Origin of the sequence: Okeania hirsuta, from assembly GCF_003838195.1 — a bacterium.
Classification (GTDB): domain Bacteria; phylum Cyanobacteriota; class Cyanobacteriia; order Cyanobacteriales; family Microcoleaceae; genus Okeania; species Okeania hirsuta.
Genome location: NZ_RCBY01000022.1, coordinates 37,456 through 60,461, shown reverse-complemented (window position 1 = coordinate 60,461; position 23,006 = coordinate 37,456). Strand labels below are relative to the sequence as shown.

Here is a 23,006-nt window from a genome sequence, read left to right as displayed (position 1 = left end):
AAGAGTTAGAATTGTTGGGTTGCGCTCCGACGCTTAACCCAACCTACTGGATACTGCATATCTTTCTTGAAACAGGAAGTATATTAATATGAAGTTTTCTAATTGCTTAGAAAGGGATAATATCTATGGTTTCTCCGGTACGATGGTTGTCTATTCTCACTATTAATAGTCTGATATTATTTAGTGTGAGTTTCCCTCTCCTAATGTTGCCAAGTATTGTGAATAAGGGAGAAGTTGCTGCTCAAACCAACCCTGATGCTGAAGCAGAAAAAGTCTTTGATGAAGTAATGAAACTGTATAAGCAAGGTACAGCAGAATCTCGGAAGCAAGCCATCGCTAAATGGGAAGAAGCGCTATTACTATTTAGGAAAATAGGTAACTTGAGGAGGGAAGCAGTTACACTCGTTTGGATCGGTTATGTCTACGATAGCTTAGGAGAAAAACAAACAGCACTCAATTACTTAAATCAAGCATTACCTATATATCAGCAAGTAGGCGATCGCCGTGGGGAAGCAAGCACTCTCAATAATATTGGCCTTGTCTACAATAGCTTAGGAGAAAAACAAACAGCTCTTAATTACTTAAATCAAGCATTACCTATAAGACGGCAAGTAGGCGATCTCCGTGGGGAAGCAAGCACTCTCAATAATATTGGCCTTGTCTACAATAGCTTAGGAGAAAAACAAACAGCTCTTAATTACTTAAATCAAGCATTACCTATAAAACGACAAGTAGACGATCTCCGTGGGGAAGCAACCACTCTTACAAGTATTGGCAGTGTCTACGATAGCTTAGGAGAAAAACAAAAAGCTTTTAATTACTTAAATCAAGCATTGCCTATATATCAGCAAGTAGGTGATCACCGTGGGAAAGCAACCACTCTCATAAGTATTGGCAGTGTCTACAATAGCTTAGGAGACAAACAAACAGCACTTAATTACTTAAATCAAGCATTACCTATATATCAGCAAGTAGGCGATCAGGATGGGGAAGCAAGCACTCTCAATAATATTGGCAGTGTCTACAATAGCTTAGGAGAAAAACAAACAGCACTTAATTACTTAAATCAAGCATTACCTATATATCAGCAAGTAGGCGATCGCCGTGGGGAAGCAAGCACTCTCAATAATATTGGCCTTGTCTACAATAGCTTAGGAGAAAAACAAACAGCTTTTAATTACTTAAATCAAGCATTACCTATATATCAGCAAGTAGGCGATCAGGATGGGGAAGCAAGCACTCTCAATAATATTGGCAGTGTCTACAATAGCTTAGGAGAAAAACAAACAGCACTTAATTACTTAAATCAAGCATTACCTATAAGACGGCAAGTAGGCGATCGGGATGGGGAAGCAGGCACTCTTTTTAATATCGCTTGGCTCAAACGAGACCAAGGCAAACTCACTGAAAGTCTAACTTTCATAGAAAAATCCCTAGAAATAATTGAAGACCTCCGTACCAAAATTGCTAGTGTTGAACTCCGCGCCTCCTACTTCGCCACCGTCCAGGATAGATATGAATTCTACATCGACTTACTCATGGAACTCCACAAACAAAATCCAAACCAAGGTCACGATGCTAAAGCCTTTTACGCCAGTGAACGCAGTCGCGCCCGTGCTTTCCTCGAACTCCTCAACGAAGCTAGTGTCAATATCCGCCAAGGAATAGATCCCAAACTAGCAATGGCAGAAACAGAGCTGCAACAACAACTCAATGCCATCGAAACCCAACGCATCAAACTCCTTAGTGGAGAATACACCTGCGAACAAAAAGCCAACATCGAACAAACAAGAGACCAACTCATAGATGAATACAACCAGTTACGCATCAAAATTCGTACCACCAGCCCAAATTATGCAGCTCTAACTGAACCTCAACCCCTCACTCTCAAGGAAGTTCAACAACAAGTATTAGATGACAACACCTTACTTCTACAATATTCCCTGGGTGAAGAAAGCAGCTATTTATGGGCAGTCACCAAAGATAGCATCCACAGTTATCAACTTCCTCCCCAAGCAAAAATCAAAAATGCTGCTATAGAGTTGATGGTGAGAATAACAAGTCCACGAGAACGCAACGACATAGCAAAAGTTGATAGTGCTGCCGATGAGCTGACAGAAATTCTGATCAAACCAGTTACCGATAAATTAAACAAAAAACGTTTATTAATAGTTGCCGATCGCTTCTTACAAGAAATTCCTTTTTCCGTCTTATCAATACCAAATACCGATCAAGAAAGTGATGGTTATCAACCTTTAATAGTTAACCACGAAATAGTAAATCTCCCTTCAGTTACTACTATTGCAAATATCCGCAATAGTACAAAATCTCGGAAACTTGCCCCGAAGAAAGTGGCTATTATTGCCGACCCAGTATTTAGCCCTGATGATGCTAGGTTTACAGGTAAAACTACCACAATATCTACAGCAGAATCTCGGAGTCGAGCTTTCCCCCTAGAGGCACAACAATTAGATAGGGCTGCTAGAGATGTTGGTATTAGATGGGATAGACTTCCAGGTACTCGCACTGAAGCAGAAGCAATTATGGCTTTAATACCAGAGTCGGAACGCACTCAAGCTTTTGATTTTCAGGCCAACAGAGAAATAGCAACCAGTCAGGAATTAGCCCAATATCAGATTGTACATTTTGCCACTCACGGTTTTGCTAACGGTAAGCAACCAGAATTGTCAGGGGTTGTCATGTCGTTAGTGGATAAAAACGGCAACTGGCAAAACGGTTTCCTCCGACTGAATGATATTTTTAATCTTAACTTACCAGCAGAATTAGTAGTATTGAGTGCGTGTCAAACAGCTTTAGGGAAGGATATTAAAGGAGAAGGTTTGGTAGGTTTGACAAAGATATTCATGTATGCAGGGGCAAAACGGGTAGTAGGTTCGTTGTGGGTTGTTGATGATTCTAGAACAGCAGATTTAATGTCGCAGTTTTATCAAGGAATGTTAGACCAGAGATTATCACCTGTGGAGGCATTGCGGGCAGCTCAATTGCAGATGTTAGAGACTGAGATAAGTCCTTATTATTGGGGAGCATTTACGTTGCAGGGGGAATATGATTCAAGATAGTTTAGAACTGATACAGCAAATTCCATCAGGCGAGAGGTACGCCACTCCTCCCTAGCTGTAATATCATCTCCAGATAATTAGTGATGAAAATACTTCTGTCTCCTGTCTCCTGTCTCCTGTCTCCTGACTCCTCCCTAAGTGATGAAAATACTTCTTTCTCCTGTCTCCTGTCTCCTGTCTCCTGTCTCCTGTCTCCTGTCTCCTGTCTCCTGTCTCCTGTCTCCTGACTCCTGTCTCCTGTCTCCTGACTCCTCCCTATTTATAACTGATAACTGAAAATGACTACTTTATTTTATCGAAACTTTAGATTATTAATCCTGGCAATATTGGTAATTCTCACCTGGGGAATTTCAGCTTTTTTCACATTGCCACGACTTGAAGACCCTGAATTAGTTTCTCGTCAAGCGTTTGTCACAACTTTTTTACCTGGAGCTGATGCTGAACGAGTAGAGGCGTTAGTTACGGAAAAAATAGAGGAAGAATTATCTGAAATTGAGGAAATTAAAACCTACGAATCAGACTCTAGAGCGGGTAGTTCGATTATCGATATTGAACTGTTAGACTCCGTTGAAGAGGCAGATGCTGATGCGGTTTGGTTAAGAATTAGAGAGCGATTAAATAGAGCTGCTCCTGAATTACCTGTGGGTGCGAGTCCACCACGACTAGAGGAGGTAGAAGTTAAGGCTTATGCTTTGATTGCAGCTTTAATTTGGGAACAAGATAGCGAACCGAATTATGCAATTATTAACCGTTTATCTGAACTGTTGAAAGATGAATTTTTGGGATTATCGGGTACAGAAAAGGTTGATATTTTTGGCAAGCAAAATGAAGAAATTATCGTAGAAATTGACCAGGTTCAGTTAGCTAGTATTGGGTTAACACCTCAACAATTATCAACGCAAATTCAACAGAGCGATGCTAAGGTTTCAGCAGGTATAATGCGCAGTCAAAATAATGATTTACTATTAGAAATAGAATCAGATTTAGATTCTTTAGAAAGGATTCGGAGTATTCCAATTAATTTTAGCGAACAAGGACAATTTGCTCTCCTTGGCGACATTGCTGAGGTGAGGAAAACTATTATTAAACCGCCCAGAGAATTAACATTAATTAATGGTCGTCCTGCTGCTGCATTAGGGGTATTTGTCGAATCAGATTATCAAATAGACCTTTGGGCAAAAACAGCAGAAACAGAAATTGATAAATTCCGCGAACAACTAGGCAAAGGTCTGAAACTAGAGATGATTTTTAATCAAAGTAATTATATTGAAAATCGTCTAGATAGTCTGATTTTAAATTTGTTTATTAGTGGCTTTCTAGTATTTGCAATTACAGTCTTTTTAATGGGTTGGAAATCTGCAATTGTTGTTGGTTTAGCCCTACCTCTATCAACTTGTATGGTGTTAGGTTCGATGGGATTGTTAGATATACCTCTACATCAAATGTCAATAACTGGAATAATTGTAGCTTTAGGGCTATTAATTGATACAGCAATTATTGTGGTTGATGAAGTTAGTCAAGGTATAGCTTCAGGTCTAAAATCAGAAGTAGCAATTACTAAAGCAATTCATCATTTATTTATGCCTTTAATGGCATCAACTTTAACTACAGCTCTGGCGTTTTTACCAATTGCAATTATGCCTGGTCCTTCTGGAGAATTTGTTGGTAGTATTGGTATTAGTGTGATTTTAGCTGTTCTTTATTCACTATTAATATCAATTACAATCAGTTCAGCAATAACAGCAAAATTATACCACAATCCAGACCGTAATTCCTGGCAAAAAACTAAACAGCCATGGTGGAAAACGGGATTTTCAAATTCTTATTTAACTCAAATTTATCAACTAAGTTTACGCAGTGTATATAGTTCTCCTTTGTTAGGAATATTATTAGGTTTAATTTTGCCAATAACTGGTATAGTTCAGCTAGGAACTCTGCCCCAACAATTCTTTCCTCAAGTAGATAGAGACCAAGTACAAATTGAATTAGAATTGCCGGCTCTCACCTCAATTGAAAAAACAAGAAATACTGCTCTACAAGTCCGAGAGCTAATTTTAAAGCACCCAGAAATTGATGAATTACAGTGGTTTTTAGCCCGTAGTTCGCCCAGGTATTACTACAACTTAAAAGCAGGTAAAGAACGGTATCTCAATTATGCTCAAGGATTTTTGCAGCTAAATACGATCGCTAAACCAGAATTAGTTAACAGAATTCAAGCAGAAGTTGATAGCGCATTTCCTAAAGCTCAAATTTTAGTGCGACTATTGGAACAGGGACCTCCTTTTGATGCACCAGTGGAACTACGAATTTATGGTCCCAACTTAAACCGTCTACAACAAATAGGAGAACAAGCAAGAGCGCTATTAGCTCAAACTCCGAAAGTAACTCATACCCGCAGCACCTTAAACGATGTTCGACCTCAACTAAAACTGTTAGTGGATGAAGAAGAGATTCGTTTAGCAGGACTAGATCGCGCTACTGTTTCGGAACAGTTAGATACTTTACTAGAGGGAAATTTAGGAGGTTCTATCCTCGAAGGTGTTGAAGAATTACCAGTGCGGGTGCGAGTATCAAATACTCAAAGAGGAGACTTTAACCAAATTAAATCCCTAGATTTACAACCGACTGGTTCCAGTCTCAATCAAAATCGCCTGAATGCAACTGACACAATACCTCTATCAGCTTTAGCAGAAGTAGAATTAGAACCACAATTTTCAGTCATTAAAAGGCGTAACGGTAGAAGAGTAAACTCAATTCAAGGTTTTCTCGCTGCTGGGGTTTTACCTTCAGAAATTTTCACAAAATGGCAGCAAAAGTTAAATGATGCAGATTTTGAAATACCATCTGGGTACTGGTCTGAAATTGCTGGAGAGGCAGAACAACAAGGCAATGCTCAAGGAAATCTTTTCTCAACTCTCCCAGTTATATTAGTATTGTCAGCCTCAATTTTGGTGTTATCCTTAAATTCATTCCGAGCAGCTTCCATAATTGGTTTAGTTGCTATTTGTGCTGTAGGATTAGGATTTTTTAGTTTATGGTTATTTGGCTATCCCTTTGGGTTTATGAGTCTGATCGGCACATTTGGTTTAGTGGGAATTGCCATTAACGACTCAGTTGTAGTTATGGCTGCCATCCTGGAAGACCCAGAAGCATCTCAAGGCAACCGTCGAGCTACCCGAAAAGTAGTCCTACGTTCCACTCGTCATGTAATTGCTACAACCTTAACTACAATGATTGGGTTTGTGCCCTTATTGTTAGGAGGCGGTAGTTTTTGGCCTCCTCTAGCTATAGCGATCGCTGGTGGTGTTGGCGGTTCAACGTTGGTAGCTCTTTATCTTGTTCCCTGTTCGTATTTACTTCTGGCGAATTTTGGTAGAAGTAATACCAATTCCCCAAAATAATGCTATACTTCATAAAAACTTCAGTAGACATCTCCAGAAAAGAGGGAACAGGGAACAGAGAAGAATAATTAATAATTTCTGGATAAGAATTGATTTTATTTTTAATTTTTGGAGATGTCTAGTTATATAAAATCCGGTTAAATAACCTCACAATCAATAGACCTAGAAAAGAGAGAGTAGAGAGTAGGAAGCAGGGGTTAAGGATAAATAATTGATAATTTATGTAGAACAATTGATTTTATTTTTTATTATTGTCTAATAGTTTAAAATCCTGATTATGACGTTATTGGATCTATGTGCAATTAGGCGGATTTGGTATTATTAAGTAATAATAATGGTTCAGTGATTTTTGCAACGATTCTCGGCACTAAAACAAGATATCTTATGTCTTTGAACCATACTCACTACTCCGTACTTTCAAGGATATGTAGCAATAATTTTTAGATTTGCTATAATAAGGAGTACTGTGGGAAGTGTAGAAAATGTGGGGACATTGGGAATTTTTGGGAAATAGCGGGTGCAAGATGCTCCATAGATTTTGTTGAGAGCAGAAAAACCGATCACTGATAACTTATAACTGAAATGGCTACCTTATTTTATCGGAACTTGCGATTATTAATACTAACCATACTAATTATTGTGGTCTGGGGAGTATCATCTTTTTTAACATTGCCACGACTTGAAGACCCACAATTAACTTCCCGCGTTGCAGTCATTACAACTTTTTGGCCGGGAGCAGATGCAGAACAAATAGAAACATTAATCACAGAAAAAATAGAAACAGAACTATCTGAAATTGAAGAAATTAGAATGACAATTTCAACTTCTAAGGTAGGAACTTCAACTATTAGTATTGAATTATTAGATTCAGTTAAAAAAACAAACGCCGATACAGTTTGGTTAAGAATTAGAGACCGATTAAATCAAGTTACAACTCAACTACCTATTGGTGCAAGTAAACCACAATTAGAAGAACTTAAAATTAAAGCTTATGCCATGATTGCTGCTTTAACTTGGGAACAAGATACAAAGCCAAATTATGCACTTCTTAGTCGTTTATCTGAATTATTAAAAGATAAATTATTAGCATTACCAGGAACAGAAAAAATCGCCACAATTGGTAATCCTCAAGAAGAAATATTAGTAGAGATTGATGCAGCTCAGTTAGCTAGTATTGGTCTCACACCCCAACAATTATCAGCCCAAATTAAACAAAGTGATGCTAAAGTTTCTTCCGGTCAATTTCGTAGCAAAAATAATGATTTACTTCTAGAAGTTGATGCAGATTTAGATTCCCTAGAGCGGATTATAAATATTCCAATTAGCTTTAGTAAACAAGGGCAATTCACTCTACTTGGCGACATTGCTGAAGTCAGAAAAACAATTGCTGAACCAGCAAATGAACTAGCATTAATTAATGGTCTTCCGGCTTCTACTTTAGCTATATTTGTAGAATCAAATTATCAAATAGACCTTTGGGCAAAATCGGCAGAAGCAGCCATAGAAAAATTCCGGCAAGAGCTTGGTCAAGGTCTAAAACTTGAGATAATTTTTAATCAAAATAATTATATTCAAGCTCGTTTCAAAAGTCTGATGTTAAATCTGTTAATGAGTGGGATACTGATATTTGGAATTACATTATTTTTAATGGGTTGGAAATCTGCAACTGTTGTGAGTTTAGCATTACCCTTATCAAGTTGTATGGTTTTAGGGATAATGAAGCTTCTGAATGTTTCTGTAAATCAAATCTCAATAGTTGGATTAATTGTAGCTTTAGGATTATTGATTGATACAGCAATTATTGTTGTTGATAGAATTACTAAAAATATGGTTTCTGGATTGAGCGCTGAAACTGCTATAAATAATGCAGTTAATCATTTATTCCTGCCATTAACTGCATCAACTTTAACTACAGCTATAGCATTTTTACCAATTGTTTTAATGCCTGGTTACGGTGGAGAATTTGTTGGTGGTCTTGGCATTAGTGTGATTTTAGCTGTTATTTCTTCTTTAATATTTTCTCTAACTATAGGTTCTGGTTTAGCAGGCAAACTATATCATTATTATTCGCATTATATTCAACGAAAATGGTGGCAAACTGGGTTTGTAAATTCATCTTTAAATCAACTTTACAAAGTCAGTCTAAGAAGTGTATTTAGCAGTCCATGGTTAGGAATATTATTAAGTTTAATTTTACCGATAACTGGTTTCATTCAAGTTAGCAGTCTCCCCCGACAATTCTTTCCTCTAGCAGAAAGAAATCAACTACAAATAGAATTAGAACTACCTGGTCTAAGCTCCATTGAAAAAACTAAAAATACAGCTATAGAAGTCAGAAACATAATGTTAAAACATCCAGAAATTGAAGAAATACAGTGGTTTTTAGGACGTAGTTCTCCTCGGTATTACTATAACTTAGCATCAGGTAGACAAGACCCAAATTATGCTCAAGGAATTTTACAGTTAAATTTAATTGCTAAACCAGAATTTGTTAATGCACTCCAAGCAGAAGTTGATACCGCATTTCCTGAAGCTCAAGTTTTGATTCGACAATTAGAACAAGGACCTCCTTTTGACGCACCAGTAGAAATGAGAATTTATGGTCCTAACTTAAATCGTCTACAAGAATTAGGAGAACAAGCAAGAAATATCTTAGTTCAAATTCCTAACGTAACTCACACCCGCGACACTTTAAGCGAAATTCGACCCCAACTACAACTACAAGTGAATGAGGAAGAAGTTCGTTTAGCAGGATTAGATCATGCTACTGTTTCACAACAGTTGGAGACCTTGTTAGAGGGAAAGTTAGGAGGTTCAATTATTGAAGATACCGAAGAATTACCAGTGCGGGTGCGAGTATCGAATGCTCAACGGGGAAACATTAGTCAAATTACATCTCTAGACTTACAACCGACTGGTTCCAGTCTCAATAAAAACCGATTTAGTGCAACTGATACAATACCCCTTTCAGCTTTAGCAAAAGTAGAATTAAAGCCAGAATTTTCTCTTATTAAAAGACATAATGGCAGACGGATAAATTCAATTCAAGGTTTTGTTGCTGCCGGGGTTTTACCTTCTCAAGTTTTGCAGGAGTGGCAACAAAAGTTGAATGATTCAAACTTTGAGTTACCATCCGGGTATTGGTTGCAAGTTGCTGGAGAGTCAGAAAAACAAGGCGAAACTGAAGCAAATTTGTTTGCTACAGTACCTTTAGTGTTGTTGTTAGCAACTTCAATTTTAGTTTTATCCTTAAATTCCTTCCGAGCAACTGCCATTATTGGGGGAGTCGCCATTTGTGCCATTGGTTTAGGATTTTTCAGTTTATGGTTATTTGGTTATCCCTTTGGTTTTATGAGTCTGATCGGAACATTTGGTTTAGTGGGAGTTGCCATTAATGATTCAGTAGTAGTTTTAGCTGCTATCCTGGAAGATCCCAAAGCATCTACAGGCAACCGTCGAGCTATGCGTCAAGTTGTTATGTGTTCCACTCGTCATGTGGTTGCGACAACTTTAACCACAATGATCGGGTTTGTTCCTTTGTTAGTACAAGGTGGTGACTTTTGGCCTCCTTTGGCGATAGCGATCGCCGGTGGTGTTGGTGGTGCAACGCTCGTTGCTCTCTACCTTGTTCCCTGTTCGTATTTATTGATGGCTAATTTTGAGACTTTAGGGAGTAGGGATTAGGGGAGTAGGGGAGCGGGGGAGCGGGGGAGTGAGGTAGCGGGGGAGTAGGGAAAAAAAGATTAATCTTAAAACTGTACCTCTAATTCTGACTCCTGTTTGCGGAGCATTCCGTCGGCAATTCTGTTTGCGGAGCATTCCGTAGGAAATTCTTACGAAATACCCTAGCTATTTGTAGCAAACATTTATCAAATTGGTATTAGATATTTATATCTATCGTTTTTCCCTTTTTTTCAATATTTATCCCCTCTTCCTTCTTCCTTCTTCCTTCTTCCTTCTTCTTTCCTGACTCCTGACTCCTGACTCCTGACTCCTAATTATTTAGCACATTAATAATCTCTTCTGGGTCGAGACGTTGTGTATAATCTGGGTTAACAAAAGCATGAATAATTGTACCATCTGAGGCAACTACATAAGTGGCAGGAATTGGTAATTCAAAACTTTCATCACCGTTGTAAGCTGGTAAGTCAATGCCAAAACTTTGATATATTGGGCGTAATTCTTCGGGAAGTTGAAATACTAAACCAAATTCTTTAGCAACTTGATTTCCCCTATCGCTTAAGACTTCAAAAGTTAATTCGTTTTTCTCTGTTGTGGAAAGAGAGTTGTCTGGCGTTTCTGGAGAAATTGCGATTAATTTTGCTCCTAATTCTGTGATTTGTGGCAAATACTTTTGTAAACCTCTTAATTCCATATTGCAATAAGGACACCATCCGCCACGATAAAAGGAAATTACTACAGGACTTTCTACAAGTAATGAATTTAATTCTACTATTTTACCTACTGCATTTGGCAAGCTAAAGTTAGGAACTTTTTCCCCTACTTTTAAGCTATTGTCAACAATATCGGAGTTAGCTAAATCAACTACCGCTTTATTCATTTTTTCCTTTGCATCTTCTGGTAGTTGGGCTTGTATTTCAGCTTGGAGTTGTTGTAAGTTTTTGGTTAATTCCATGGGATTTTCTCCTATTATTTAGAATGATTGTTCCAATTAAGGCAAAAAAAATTGGCGTTGGTAAATTAGGGTATGATATTAATCTTAATTACTGAGGAGTCAGGTAGTAAGGATTCAGGTATGCAAAATAGGAATAAGAGAAAGAGTTGATGAGGGATCGCCTACAACGCTGTCCACTAGAGACTGTTCAAAGAATTCAATCACAGAACGCCCCTGGCGACGACAGGTTTGTACCACAGTTAATAAATTAGCTGTGTGTTGAAATCTTTCCATACTTCTGGAACCACCACTAACTTTTCGTTTGGTGATTGCCAACCGTCATGAACGTTCTGCTAGATTATTATCAGGAGGAATCTCTGGGTGAAGTAGAAAATACCACCATTGGTCTGCTTTCAATTTCAAAGTTCGTAACAGTTTCCCTGCTTCATAGCCTGCTTTATGACTCCATTGTTTGAGAGCTAATTCTACTTTGTTTTTAAATCCAATCGCCCACTCATCATAAATAGCCCGTTCTTGGTTCTTTTGCCAGATACTATAATGTTCAAATCCTTCATCAATTAACTCTTTAAAAGTTTTTCCTATCTCTTGATTCAACTTACCTGGTAGTTGAATTAATCGTTGAAAATGACATCGTAGATGAGCTAAACACTTCTGTTGGGCTTGCACTGGATAGCCATTATAAACACTCAGATCATCACTACTGAGAACACCAGCATATTTATGCCCCAACTGAGATTCCAGTTCGGCACGTCCTCTGGTATCGGAAGCCCGGAATAAACAAAAATCTTGATTGGTAAACACCCACAACCATTCCTTCACTCCTTTTACTGGCCAAGGTGTTTCATCTACATGAATTGAAGGTTGTTCTATTTTCACCCATTCTGAGAGTTCTTCTACATGAGGTTTAATTGCTTGCTCTAACCTTTGATTGGTGTTCACTAAAGTCCCTAAGCCAATCTCAATTTTCCCTAATTCCCATAACATTTCTTGTTGTTTTTCATAGGGTAAATGTCCATAGTTTCCCAACCATCCTAGGAAAGCTTGTAACTTTACCCCCAAATCTTGCCCTGGTATCATATCTTCAGACCAAGGTGCTGATGTGACTGTACCACACCTCAGACATTGACACTTGTGGCGATGGTACTCTATGATTTCAATAGGTTTGTCCACCAGTTGGGCTACTTGTTGAGTTTCTACTTCCACACTCTCATCTAAAAATTCTGCTTGACCACAATGACTACAAACAGAGTGTTGCAATATTTCTATTCTGTCTATTCTAGAAAACCCTTTGCGAGTCTTACCCTCATGGCCTATTTGTCCTCCTGGTCGCCTCTTCTTTTCTGAGGAACTTAGAGACTCTTCTTTTGGTTTGGTTTTTTCCGATTTTTTCAGTAGATCGGTTGATGGGGGTTTGGAGGAGTTCTTACTGTCTAGGTTTTGATTCTGTTCTAATTTATCAATTTGTTTTTGCAGTTTCTCTATCAGTTTTTGTTGAGTCAACAACATTTCTACCAGTTCTTCCTTTGACAACTGGTTGAGGCGTTTACGATTTACTGGGCGCTGTGATTGACTCATGCTTTTACTTTACCAAGGTTTGTTTTTTTGTCAAGGGAACCGTGAGTCTTGAATTTTTCTTCTGAGAATTCACACTGCGATCGCCATTATACCTGAATCCTTACGTCAGGTAAGGGGAGCCGTCGGATTGGCGAGGTACAGGAATCAGGAGTCAGGAGGAAAGAAAGAAGAAAGAGGAATAGAAGGAGAAAGTTTTTTGTTTGCTGGCGCACAACGCATCCTATCGGAATGAAGGGCGCAAACTTTAACACGGAGCGCAGAAAGGAGTTCTATCGACCTCTTACCCGGACATGATATCATACCTCAAATCACCAATGCCAAAAAATTAAAAGTCGGTAAATTAATCTATAGCAACGAACAAGTTACTTAGGATATAGAGTGATAATGAACCTCAGACAGGGAAATGTTTTCCCCCAGATGAGCTGTTGCCTGTTGCCTGTTGCCTGTTATAAAACAGAAAGAGCCATTCTAGCTATATCTTGTAATGCTTTTCGGTCAGGATTAACTTTAGAAATTACCCGTAAACCTTGTAAGCAACAAGTAAGAAATCTGGCTACGGTAGTGCAGTTATGTTTCTGACTAATTTCACCTTTCTCTTGAGCTGTAGTTAAAGCTTTTGTAAGTGCATTTTCAATCTGTTGGATCTTGGCAGCAATTTGTTTAGCACTGTCTGGGTTATTGCCACCAAGTTCAACAGCAGTGTTTGTAATTAAGCAGCCTTTATGATCTTCATCTGTTACTGCAGAATCAATCATACCATAAAAGATATCTACAATGGTTTGTTTAGAAGCATCATAGGCCTCTAGCTTAGTAATCATAGGTGCTACAAGTCTAGAGTCGTAATAGGCGATCGCTTCTTGAAACAGAGATTGCTTATCGCCAAAAGTATCATAAAGACTGCCTCGGTTGATACCCATCTTATCAACTAAGGTTTGTATGGAAGTCCCCTCATAGCCATAACACCAGAAGGTTTGCATTGCCTTCATTAATACTTCATCCCTATTGAACTCTTTCTGCCTGCCCATTACCTTTGATTTTAACTGCTCATATTTTTAAGATAGCAATTCTGGAATGATTAGTCAAGTATTAATAATTTAGAATTTAGAATTTAGAATTTAGAATTTAGAATTTAGAATTTAGAATTATACCATTTTGAAAAAAGAATGTTACGAATAAGATGTCTACTAATTATCCGGACATGATATAAAGCACATTCCAAGTATATGAAGGAAGTACAGATATGAAAAATTAAATGTTCCTAGTGCGAGCATCTTGCTCGCTTCGAGGTGTACCTCATCTCCCCATCTCCCCCCACTCCCCCAGCAGGGCTGTTTCATTCTCGATAGACACGGGGACGCGGAGACACACCAGACACGGGGATGGAGGCTTTTAAGCGGCGTTGAACCAAATATTCTCTCAGAGCTTAAAGACGCTTATTGGCTCAAAAATCAGCAAATTTTGGCAAATTTTACCGAAATATTTTGGTTTAAAGCCTCCCCTTGATCGGGGATAATAAATGAAAATTTTCCTGTTCGTCAATCCTCTCCTTGAAAAGAAGAGGTAATTCTAAATTCTAAATTCTAAATTCTTGAAGGTTCCACTATCCCATAATCTCCTGTTCTCCCGCGCATCTTTAATATACAATACTTTAAAACAGCCCTGCCCCCACTCCCTTACTCCCTTACTCCTAACTGGGCAAAGTCCTCAGCATCTAATGGAGGAATGCTAGTTAAAGCCAGATTTTCTGCTACATGGTTAGGAGATTTCATGCCAACTAAGGCCGAAGATAAACCAGGCACACTGCGAGTAAATTGGAGAGCGCGTACTGCATCTGTTTTCAGATTTTCGCCAAGGTAATGAATAATGTTTTGGGGAAGTTGCATGAGGTTTTTAGCTTGGGCGATGGACGCACTAGCGATCGCATTAATACCCAATTGGTTTGCTGCGGTAATGGCAGGTAAAATTTTGCCGTCTACAGGTTGAGTAGGAGTGATAAATGCTTCTGGCATTGTCAAATTTACTGGCAGTTGAATAAATTGAAAGCGATCGCTTTTTCCACCTGCTACTTCTTGCGCAATAGATTTTGCTTTAGCTAAGTCTATGTGTTTTGCATCTGTTGGTGGCACTCGAAAACCTTGCCAAGTAGCTATTCCATAAGCAGTTATTTTGCCAGCATCAGCAGCTTTTTCTAACACTGCAAAAACAGCTTTCAGACGACGATAAAATTCATCCGGAGGAATAATTCCCAGTTGAGTTTCTGGATTATGTAAATAATAAATATCAATGGTTTCCACTCCCAAGTTTATTAAGCTGCGCTCTAGTTGGTCTTGAATATATTCTGGGTGCATACAGTGAATTCCTGCCACCATATCTGTCATTTGAACATTAAATTTGGAGTTATCTACATACTCTTGTTTAAACCATTTTTCTCTTTCTCGGTTAGGAATAAAACCGCCCTTGGAACAAATAATTAATTCTGCTCTCGATACTGTTTGTGATTCTATTAAATGAACAAGAGCTGCTTTAACACTCATTTCTCCATGTTGAGACCGATAATTAATAGCAGTATCTATTAAATTTATTCCGCTTTCTACCGATTTAATAATTGCTTCTGTGACTAAATTATCTGTTGTGGCATCTGATGTTCCAAGATATGTGCCGATACCTATTGAACTCATTATTAAGCTATTAATTTCTCGGAAGTGTTTTTGAGGACATTCTGTTTGATGGAGTTGAGCATAAGACTTAGTTGCTGCTATTGTTGCTTTTCCTGAAATCACTATTTTATTCCTTGATTTTTTTTCAGTTATTAATATCTTGAATACTGTTTTGCATTTATTAAAAAATCTATGTTATCCATCAATTAAACGCAAAAATAAGCCCCTAAATTTATTGATGGCACGGGAAATAATTGGTGAGGAAATAAACTGAATAATGAACCTGAGACAGGGAAAAATATTTCCCACTGTTGCCTCACACCGAGTTCGCTACCAAGTGTGTCTAACGTGCGTTGTGCGCCAGCTAAACAAAAAAACTTTCTCCTTCTATTCCTCATTTCTTATTCTTTCTTCCCTCCTGACTTATGACTTCTGACTGATGTCTAATAGACATCTCCAAAAATCAAAAATCAAATCAATTATCACACAGAAATTATCAATTTTTTCTCCCTACTGCCTACTGCCTACTGCCTACTGCCTACTCCCTCTTTTCTAGAGATGTCTAATATTCATCAGCTCGTATTACCAATAATACTCTGGTAGTTTTATTGATATCTTCTGGTGCATCTGACAGCATAATCATACTTGTATCTAGATAGTCAATTTTCCAAACGTATTCTACATCATCCATGATAACTTTACCCCCATTATGTTCACCTTTAGGATCGTTTTCTGACGTAAAATTAGAAAAATCTTGAATTTCTTTAAATAGTTGTTTTTGCTTTTTTCTGGGTAATGCTAATACTTGCCTACTCATTTTGTAATCTCCTAAACTTTTATCCCCATTTCTAAAGCGATCGTTTAACTTAGCTATTGTTGTTTTTTTAACTTGTTCTTCTGTAGTTCTATTCCACAATTCTTGAGCAGAATATACTAAAGAATTGAATTTCTCAAAGACACTTCTATCCCAACATGAAACTGATTCAATTTTTGTTATTAAACTTGACCAATTTATTTGATTCTCAATTTTTATGGCTCTTTCGGGCTGAGGTTTATCTTCTATTAACAGTAGAGTTAAATATGGCATTTTTTGCAGTTTATATAGAGGAGAAGGTAAAATATCTCCACCATAATGATTAATCCAGATGTGATAAATATAATCATTTCCAGATAACCTGAAAAGTACATATAGTGGTGCAACAAATACAGAACCTACTTTTGTGATGAAAACTCCTGCTTTAGCAGTAACCTTTACAGAACTTTCTAAACTCCAACTTTTCCCAGGAGACACTTTTAATAAAAATAATGGTTCATAATCTGTTGTTAACCCTTTTCCTGTAGACAGAGGTAAAAAAATTTGATTTGTTCCAGAACGAGAACTAGTTAAAATCCAATTCCAAGTTGACGTACCTACTGGAGACTGACTAAATATCTTCAAAAAATCATCTGGTTGAGATTCATGGCATTGTTTACGTTGATTTAAGAGTTGTTTATTTCTGCTCATTTTTTCTATAATAGTTTGATTTTAAAGATTTTTTTAAGCTTCCATATTTTTATAGTTAACATTAACTGTGCCTTAATTTTTCGACTTTGATTGGCACTTGAAATAAACTATAGAATAGCAATTTACTTCTTAAATTTTATAATAGCTTAACTACAGAAGAAAGAAGAAAGTAAAAAAATTAATTAAGATTTCAGTTGATTTTGGCTACTAGATTTTATGATGACCAGTTTTCTACCTGACTCTATGTTGAGTGTTTTGGCCAGAAGTTCCTGTTGATGAACTTAGTTGAAGTAGTAAAATTTTCTCTTAGTGTAGGTATTAAGTATTACACAGTCGATGGTAGATGAAAAATATGAAAATTTTGGAAAAATATGGGTTCAAATTTATTTGGTTGATTTAGGTCAGTAACACAACTTAAAACTTGATATTTTTATACATAGCTAAAACTTATAACTACAATTTCATTTAATCATTTATAAATCATGGTATTTATTAATTGATTTTATGATTATTTGCATATAACTATTTTTAACTTATTTGTTTGATATATAATTTTTGATAAACTAAGATAAAAAAGTTTTTGGCAATTATCTTTAGCCAAAAACTTACTGGGATAAGTAAGTAATGTTTCAAAAAAAATCTATATTTTCTTAATGTAAGCTATCAGCTATCAGCTATCAGCTATCAGCTATTTTTTAGTTTTAGATCAAAGCTTTATTAATTAAGTCAGAATTAAATCTGACTACAAAAGCTGACTTTAAAGTCTATATTAATTTCTACTCCCTCTTTAAGATTGGGATCTCATTGCTGAAAGCTGACAGCTAATAGCTGTTTGCGCAGCAGTCCGCAGGAAATGCTTACTTCTTAATAGATTGGCGATCTAGCAATCCTAAATAATTCGTGATAAGTACTTGAGTAATTGTAGCTATTGACAAATTAATTCTTTCTCCCTACTCCCTACTCCCTACTCCCTACTCCCTATCTTTCTCCTCACTCCCCTACTCCCTCACTCCCTCACTCCCCTACTCCCCTACTTCCCCACTCCCAACTTACAGAGGTGATGGGCAAACAGACAAATAAATAAATTTGGGCATCGTCATCTTTTATACTTCTCAATTGCCCATCGCCCATCACCAATATAAAATTTAGTTAATCATCCATACTATCTATACTGAGGGGCACCATATCACCATTATTCGTAAGTCCTAATAACATCGATTCATTTGCTCGTATCACTTTGCCAGTAAGCACACATCGTTCCTCCTGTTGGGCCGTTGCAGGAAGACTAGCTCGAATATCCGAATGGGAAAACTGTGGCCGATAATCTCCAGACTTTTGCTGGACATAGTTCCAGAGGATATCTCGAATCAAAGCTTGATAGCCCTTATTATTAGCCAGTCTTTTCAACCTATCCTTTAACTCCCTTTCCAAACGGATGCTAGTAACTTCCATATCAGTAGTTGAAGTTCTAGGAATTGTGTACATGATTTTTTTTCTCCTTAATTTTTAGGTAGACATCTCTGTAATATTAGTGTAGTATAAAAAAGGTTAGATTTGAAACCCAACTTTTTGAGAGCCTTCCTGTGAACTATTCATTTATTCAAGCCATCCCTCTGTCAGAAAACAACCTATTTGAAGGTTGTAGGACTATTTCATGGCTGATGTTGGGAGAAATATTATGTAATGGAAATGACTTTGGCATTGATTATGGAGGTTTGGAGCTACTCGAAAAATTTAATCATATTTTTCAGATTGAAGGGCCAAACATTAGGTCAAATCAATTTCTCAGAAGCGGGAGGTACAGACCAAAAAAATCTGTACATAAGTCAGACTAAAAGGTATAAAAATCTTTTTTCTAGCCCCCGCTTCCGAATAAGTAGAAGCAGGGGTTGTTAGTTTTAAATAGGACCGGGAAATATAAAAATAAAATTAATTTTTGAATTCGGACAATTAAAAAGCATTAAGCATTTCAGTAGTTCAGCAATCAGCGGTCAGCTTGGCGCAGACTGCTCCGTAAACAGATACCTAATTATATTCACAAATTTTTAGGCTGAAGTACTGAAGTGCTGAAGTGCTAATAGCTAATTAATTGAAAAACCAGTTGCTATAAAAAATCTAAAATTTTAAATTTAGGAGGTAAAGCAGTGACCAGCATGACTCAAGTATTAAACCAATCTGTAGTCGTATTTTCTCAGAACTACTTACCCATGACCCGCGTAAATATCAAGCGGGCGATCGCTCTGCTGGTGACTGGCAAAGCTGAACCTCTAAATTTTGATAATGGTAGTGGCTGGGCTGTGCGTTCTCCTAGTTTGGTCTTATATGTGCCGGAACAAATTCGCCTAACGATGGCCTCCCAAGAACGGGTGTGGAAAGTTCCTCCAGTCAACCGCAGGGAAGTGTTAAAGAGGGATCATCATCGTTGCCAATATTGCGGGGCTACTAAACGTCTCACCTTAGATCATGTTATTCCTCGGTCTAGGGGTGGTAAACATAGTTGGGATAATGTAGTTACGGCTTGCGAAAGGTGCAATGCAATGAAAGGTAATCGTACTCCTGCTGAAGCAGGGATGAAATTATCACACCAACCGAAAACACCAATACATCCGACTATTGCATTTGCTGAACAGTTCTGGCGCGAACGACAACACGAGGTTTAGAAGCTCTTATTTTTTTACTGAAGCAGACCTAAAAAGTTGTCTATAAGTTTCGTTAGTTCTAGGAAGTAACTAGAGCTAAATTTTGATGTCGTTATTTTGAGCAGAAAATAGTCAAAATAATATCCTATATCAGTTCACTTTCACTTTAAAGATGTCAAAAATAGTTTCAAATTACATAAGTGAAATAATTTCCTGAAATTACTGTGGCAGCAAAGTTTGGAGTCTATAAAATCTAACTTTTGACTTTTGACTTTTGACTTCCGTGAAACGGTATTTTGACTTTTGACTTTTAACTTCCGTGAAACGGTATTTGCGCCAGATGTTCCTAACAAAACTAATTTCAATAACTGCAAAGAGTTTTGAGTTTTGAGTTATAGATTACAGTACTTTTGAGGGTAGTGAGGTACAGTTATAAGATTTATTTATTCCTATATTCCCTGTTGCCTGTTGCCTGTTGCTTGTTGCCTAGAGCAATAAAACTTTGTACCTCATGCACTAGAAAACTGCTGTAATTACTCAATAACATCCGAAGCTCTTCCAATTAAAAAAGGAGAGACCACCGGGAATGCTAAAGTTAACTTATACTGAATCTGGCTTTTATATGGAGCGTTTGGCTCAATCTCCCGAACAGTTGATAGCACTGCGGGTAATCTTGGCTATGCGAGTTGGTCAAAAAATTGTAGTTGAACCAAGTTCTGCAGCTTTTTTGCTACCTGTAAATTTACCTGAGTTGTCGATGTTGGAGATGGCTATGCAAAAGGAGGGTGGAGAAGATATTGCCTTTTGTGTTGCTGATGATGAGTTTGTGGAAGTTAGTTTAGGAGGAACTTGGATAACAGTAGATCCAGAATATGAGAATGGGATTTTTATTACTGCGTTGAGCGATCGGATTGAATTGTTACTTTTTAAGTTGTGGCAAGCGACTGAGGCAAATGCATCAGTGAGTCAGGAAGCCAGTGATTGTTGAAATTGTCAATAGGCAATATATAGAACCCATTTGGTATCTATTTAAAAATAGAGGAGGAGATGGGGGGATGGGGAGATGGGGAGATGGGGAGATGAGAGAATTTTTCTACCTACTTACGTTATCGGGTGGCGCGGGGTCGCATTAGCTTTTTCCCCTATTCTCGTTCCTGAATTTCCACAACTTATGATGACTGAGGACTGCAACCAAAAGCATATACCGCGTGCAAAGCTCCCACTCAGGGGTTCTATATAAGTAATAATGTAGGGATGCTCCATGGAACATCTCTACAAGAATTTCAGGCAATATTCTCTTTTTTGTCAGGAATGCGATCGCTAATTATCCAAAAGTAGTTTCAAATTAAAAATTAGACAAGAGGGATAAACTATAGATTTAACTTATCGCGTCAGTAATTAAAATTATTTATTTTAATCAAACAAGATACGATTTTCCCCAAATTATTACAAAATATTTCACGCACTTGCGTTTTTTCAGCGATTTGGTATCATAATTTGTACATAGTATATGATGTTATTCTTGTAGCTAAAAGTAAAAAATCCTCTATTTAATCAAGCTACAACTTAGTATTTACGTTAATATCACCTCCAATATTCACATTGTTTGTCTGGTTGGATAACTTGAAAAAAACAAATTTTAGATAAGTAGAAGTGCTTAAGTAATCATAGCCATTGACGGATTAATTTTTATAAGGTAGGAAAGTAGTGATTCAAAACCGAATATTTCAGGAATTGTCATTTCAGTTGTCAGTTATCAGTTGTCAAAAATAATAGGTGTTGCTGAATTAAGGGATGAATATAAGTGGGGTGGGTATCCTGCCCATCCGAAAATATAAAGAACGGGAAAATATAAAGAACAGGAACGGGCAAGATGCCCATTCCACAAAACTATTAAAATCATCAGAAATATCCTAGCTATTTGTAGCAAAAATTTATCAATTTGGTATTACCAAATAATTAATAATTAAATAATTCTGGTTTAAAGCCTCCTCTTTTAAGGGGAAAAAAAGTGCTAGGATATTTCCTTATATTCAATCAAGAACGGTTTTAACCAGAAGTAATTATCAATTATCCATTATCAATTATCAATTAATGAATTCTTCCTTCCCTCTTATAATATGTATTACAGGGAATTTACTCTCTCACAATTAGAGTTTTAATTTAATTTGATACTTCAGGAACGAGTTGAATTATTCAAGTCTATAAAATCTGTAAATCCTAGTGCCTTATTGAGATAAATTTTGGCTGAAAATATTCCTTTGGCATTAGAAATTGATACAGAAAAAGCTCGTTTCCTGACGGAATGCTCCGCAAACAGAATTGATTATTTCTCCAATTATTGTGGAACTCAGAAAATACTTTAACCGCCAAATTAGTTTATTTTCTGGCACAGAATTTAATGTGGATAAAAGTAAGGGATTAACGGGAAGATGTGATTTTATAATTAGTTATTCACCCAAACAGTTAGAAGTAACTGCTCCTGTGGTGAAAATTGTTGAGGCAAAAAACGATAATATTAAATCTGGATTAGCTCAGTGTATTGCGGAAATGGTGGCTGCTCAATTGTTTAATCGATAGAAAAATAATCAAATTTATTGTATTTATGGAATCGTTACAACAGGGAGTAATTGGAAGTTTTTAAGGTTTACAGAAAATCAAGTGGAAATTGAAGCGGGTGAGCATTTTATTGGGAATTTGGAATATCTGTTTGGCATTTTAATTTATATCATTGAAAATAGTTGTTCTCATTAATTGTTTCGTAAAATAGGGGGTATTATAGCGAGTTTCATTTCAGTCAAGTACACTGCTAGCAGGCAAAATTACTATAGTAATAAGTAGAATTATTTAAGTCTGTAGAACTTGTAAATCCTAATCTCAAAATAATTTTATAATTAAGATAACACCAAAATATCTATTCCACCTGAGCGCAAATTAAGCAAACATAAACATTCACTATTTGTGAGATTAAATCTTTGCTTTAAGTCTTTTGAAAACTGGTTTAATTTCATAACCAATAGCTTCTGAAATTAACTTGCATTCTTCTGAAGTAACAAATTTTCTGACATATTCAGGAAATTTTTCAGGGATGTAAGCTTCTTCTAGCCACTGATGAAATTCTCCCAGTAATTTATAGGGATAAATATTAGCAAGCTGTTCACCTCTTTTATCTGGATAATGGTGAATATACTGTTCAAAATCTGTTTCATATCCGTTCTGTTTTAGCCAATGACACCAAGTTCTACCAACCGAAATGTCAATAGTTGCTCTATCATGTAAAGAGACATTGTTAGATTCCAAATTCCTCATTAATTTACCAACTTCTTCAAAAACACACCATCTACCTTTTGGTAGTTTAGTTTTCTCTTCAAACAACCTTAAGCGTTCGTACCAAACACGTTGGTAAGGGTGCAATTTTATAGGTTCCTGAATAGCAGGTTTTTGATTTGTGAAAAGCCATTGCTCGACCCATTCAGACACCATCATTTCAAATTCAGGTGAAAGCCACATCGCA

General features: G+C 37.0%; 13 protein-coding genes and 1 pseudogene. 7 read left to right on the top strand and 7 right to left on the bottom strand.

Annotation, left to right across the window (positions count from 1 at the left end; genetic code table 11):
• The first annotated feature begins 125 nt into the window (after nucleotides 1-125).
• From D5R40_RS06245 to D5R40_RS06235, 3 genes are all read left to right on the top strand, one after another.
• Nucleotides 126-3,080, top strand: a complete 2,955-nt coding sequence (locus D5R40_RS06245; RefSeq protein WP_124154372.1) for a CHAT domain-containing tetratricopeptide repeat protein — start codon at nucleotides 126-128, stop codon at nucleotides 3,078-3,080.
• A gap of 278 nt (nucleotides 3,081-3,358) precedes the next feature.
• Nucleotides 3,359-6,481, top strand: a complete 3,123-nt coding sequence (locus D5R40_RS06240; RefSeq protein ID WP_124144702.1) for an efflux RND transporter permease subunit — start codon at nucleotides 3,359-3,361, stop codon at nucleotides 6,479-6,481.
• Between the two features lie 582 nt (nucleotides 6,482-7,063).
• Nucleotides 7,064-10,165 (top strand): efflux RND transporter permease subunit, encoded by a 3,102-nt coding sequence (locus D5R40_RS06235; RefSeq protein WP_124144703.1) that lies wholly within the window; start codon nucleotides 7,064-7,066, stop codon nucleotides 10,163-10,165.
• A 310-nt stretch (nucleotides 10,166-10,475) separates the two neighbouring features.
• Here the strand turns inward: D5R40_RS06235 and D5R40_RS06230 are convergent, their stop codons facing one another.
• The 6 genes and pseudogenes from D5R40_RS06230 to D5R40_RS06205 all read right to left on the bottom strand — a co-directional run bounded on the left by D5R40_RS06230 (nucleotide 10,476) and on the right by D5R40_RS06205 (nucleotide 18,338).
• Nucleotides 10,476-11,117 (bottom strand): peroxiredoxin-like family protein, encoded by a 642-nt coding sequence (locus D5R40_RS06230; RefSeq protein WP_124144704.1) that lies wholly within the window; start codon nucleotides 11,115-11,117, stop codon nucleotides 10,476-10,478.
• 114 nt (nucleotides 11,118-11,231) lie between these two features.
• Nucleotides 11,232-12,692 (bottom strand): annotated as a pseudogene (tnpC, locus tag D5R40_RS06225) (IS66 family transposase).
• 446 nt (nucleotides 12,693-13,138) lie between these two features.
• Entirely contained in the window at nucleotides 13,139-13,717 is a 579-nt protein-coding gene (locus D5R40_RS06220) for a TetR/AcrR family transcriptional regulator (protein WP_124144705.1), read from the bottom strand.
• Between the two features lie 648 nt (nucleotides 13,718-14,365).
• Nucleotides 14,366-15,472 (bottom strand): aldo/keto reductase, encoded by a 1,107-nt coding sequence (locus D5R40_RS06215; protein ID WP_124144706.1) that lies wholly within the window; start codon nucleotides 15,470-15,472, stop codon nucleotides 14,366-14,368.
• Between the two features lie 439 nt (nucleotides 15,473-15,911).
• A complete protein-coding gene (locus D5R40_RS06210; protein ID WP_124144707.1) occupies nucleotides 15,912-16,853 on the bottom strand; it encodes a DUF3768 domain-containing protein in 942 nt (313 codons plus the stop codon).
• A 1,149-nt stretch (nucleotides 16,854-18,002) separates the two neighbouring features.
• Nucleotides 18,003-18,338, bottom strand: coding sequence for a ribbon-helix-helix domain-containing protein (locus D5R40_RS06205; protein WP_124144708.1), 336 nt, complete (start codon nucleotides 18,336-18,338; stop codon nucleotides 18,003-18,005).
• A 98-nt stretch (nucleotides 18,339-18,436) separates the two neighbouring features.
• On the opposite strand from D5R40_RS06205, the gene D5R40_RS06200 reads away from it, so the two are divergent.
• The 4 genes from D5R40_RS06200 to D5R40_RS41875 all read left to right on the top strand — a co-directional run bounded on the left by D5R40_RS06200 (nucleotide 18,437) and on the right by D5R40_RS41875 (nucleotide 22,072).
• Entirely contained in the window at nucleotides 18,437-18,688 is a 252-nt protein-coding gene (locus tag D5R40_RS06200) for a hypothetical protein (RefSeq protein WP_124144709.1), read from the top strand.
• Between the two features lie 309 nt (nucleotides 18,689-18,997).
• Nucleotides 18,998-19,513, top strand: a complete 516-nt coding sequence (locus D5R40_RS06195) for an HNH endonuclease (protein WP_124144710.1) — start codon at nucleotides 18,998-19,000, stop codon at nucleotides 19,511-19,513.
• 565 nt (nucleotides 19,514-20,078) lie between these two features.
• Nucleotides 20,079-20,480 (top strand): alr0857 family protein, encoded by a 402-nt coding sequence (locus D5R40_RS06190; RefSeq protein WP_124144711.1) that lies wholly within the window; start codon nucleotides 20,079-20,081, stop codon nucleotides 20,478-20,480.
• Nucleotides 20,481-21,814: 1,334 nt separating this feature from the next.
• Entirely contained in the window at nucleotides 21,815-22,072 is a 258-nt protein-coding gene (locus D5R40_RS41875) for a hypothetical protein (protein WP_338043173.1), read from the top strand.
• 387 nt (nucleotides 22,073-22,459) lie between these two features.
• On the opposite strand, the gene D5R40_RS06180 is transcribed toward D5R40_RS41875, so the two are convergent.
• A complete protein-coding gene (locus D5R40_RS06180) occupies nucleotides 22,460-23,002 on the bottom strand; it encodes a BstA C-terminal domain-containing protein (protein WP_124154371.1) in 543 nt (180 codons plus the stop codon).
• Nucleotides 23,003-23,006: the final 4 nt, after the last annotated feature.

Bases quoted from the DNA above. Each gene is read 5' to 3' on its own strand.
- D5R40_RS06220 (WP_124144705.1), bottom strand. From the start codon at position 13,717: ATGGGCAGGCAGAAAGAGTTCAATAGGGATGAAGTATTAATGAAGGCA.
- D5R40_RS06240 (WP_124144702.1), top strand. From the start codon at position 3,359: ATGACTACTTTATTTTATCGAAACTTTAGATTATTAATCCTGGCAATA.
- D5R40_RS06230 (WP_124144704.1), bottom strand. From the start codon at position 11,117: ATGGAATTAACCAAAAACTTACAACAACTCCAAGCTGAAATACAAGCC.
- D5R40_RS06245 (WP_124154372.1), top strand. From the start codon at position 126: ATGGTTTCTCCGGTACGATGGTTGTCTATTCTCACTATTAATAGTCTG.
- D5R40_RS06210 (WP_124144707.1), bottom strand. From the start codon at position 16,853: ATGAGCAGAAATAAACAACTCTTAAATCAACGTAAACAATGCCATGAA.
- D5R40_RS06205 (WP_124144708.1), bottom strand. From the start codon at position 18,338: ATGTACACAATTCCTAGAACTTCAACTACTGATATGGAAGTTACTAGC.
- D5R40_RS06235 (WP_124144703.1), top strand. From the start codon at position 7,064: ATGGCTACCTTATTTTATCGGAACTTGCGATTATTAATACTAACCATA.
- D5R40_RS06190 (WP_124144711.1), top strand. From the start codon at position 20,079: ATGCTAAAGTTAACTTATACTGAATCTGGCTTTTATATGGAGCGTTTG.
- D5R40_RS06180 (WP_124154371.1), bottom strand. From the start codon at position 23,002: ATGTGGCTTTCACCTGAATTTGAAATGATGGTGTCTGAATGGGTCGAG.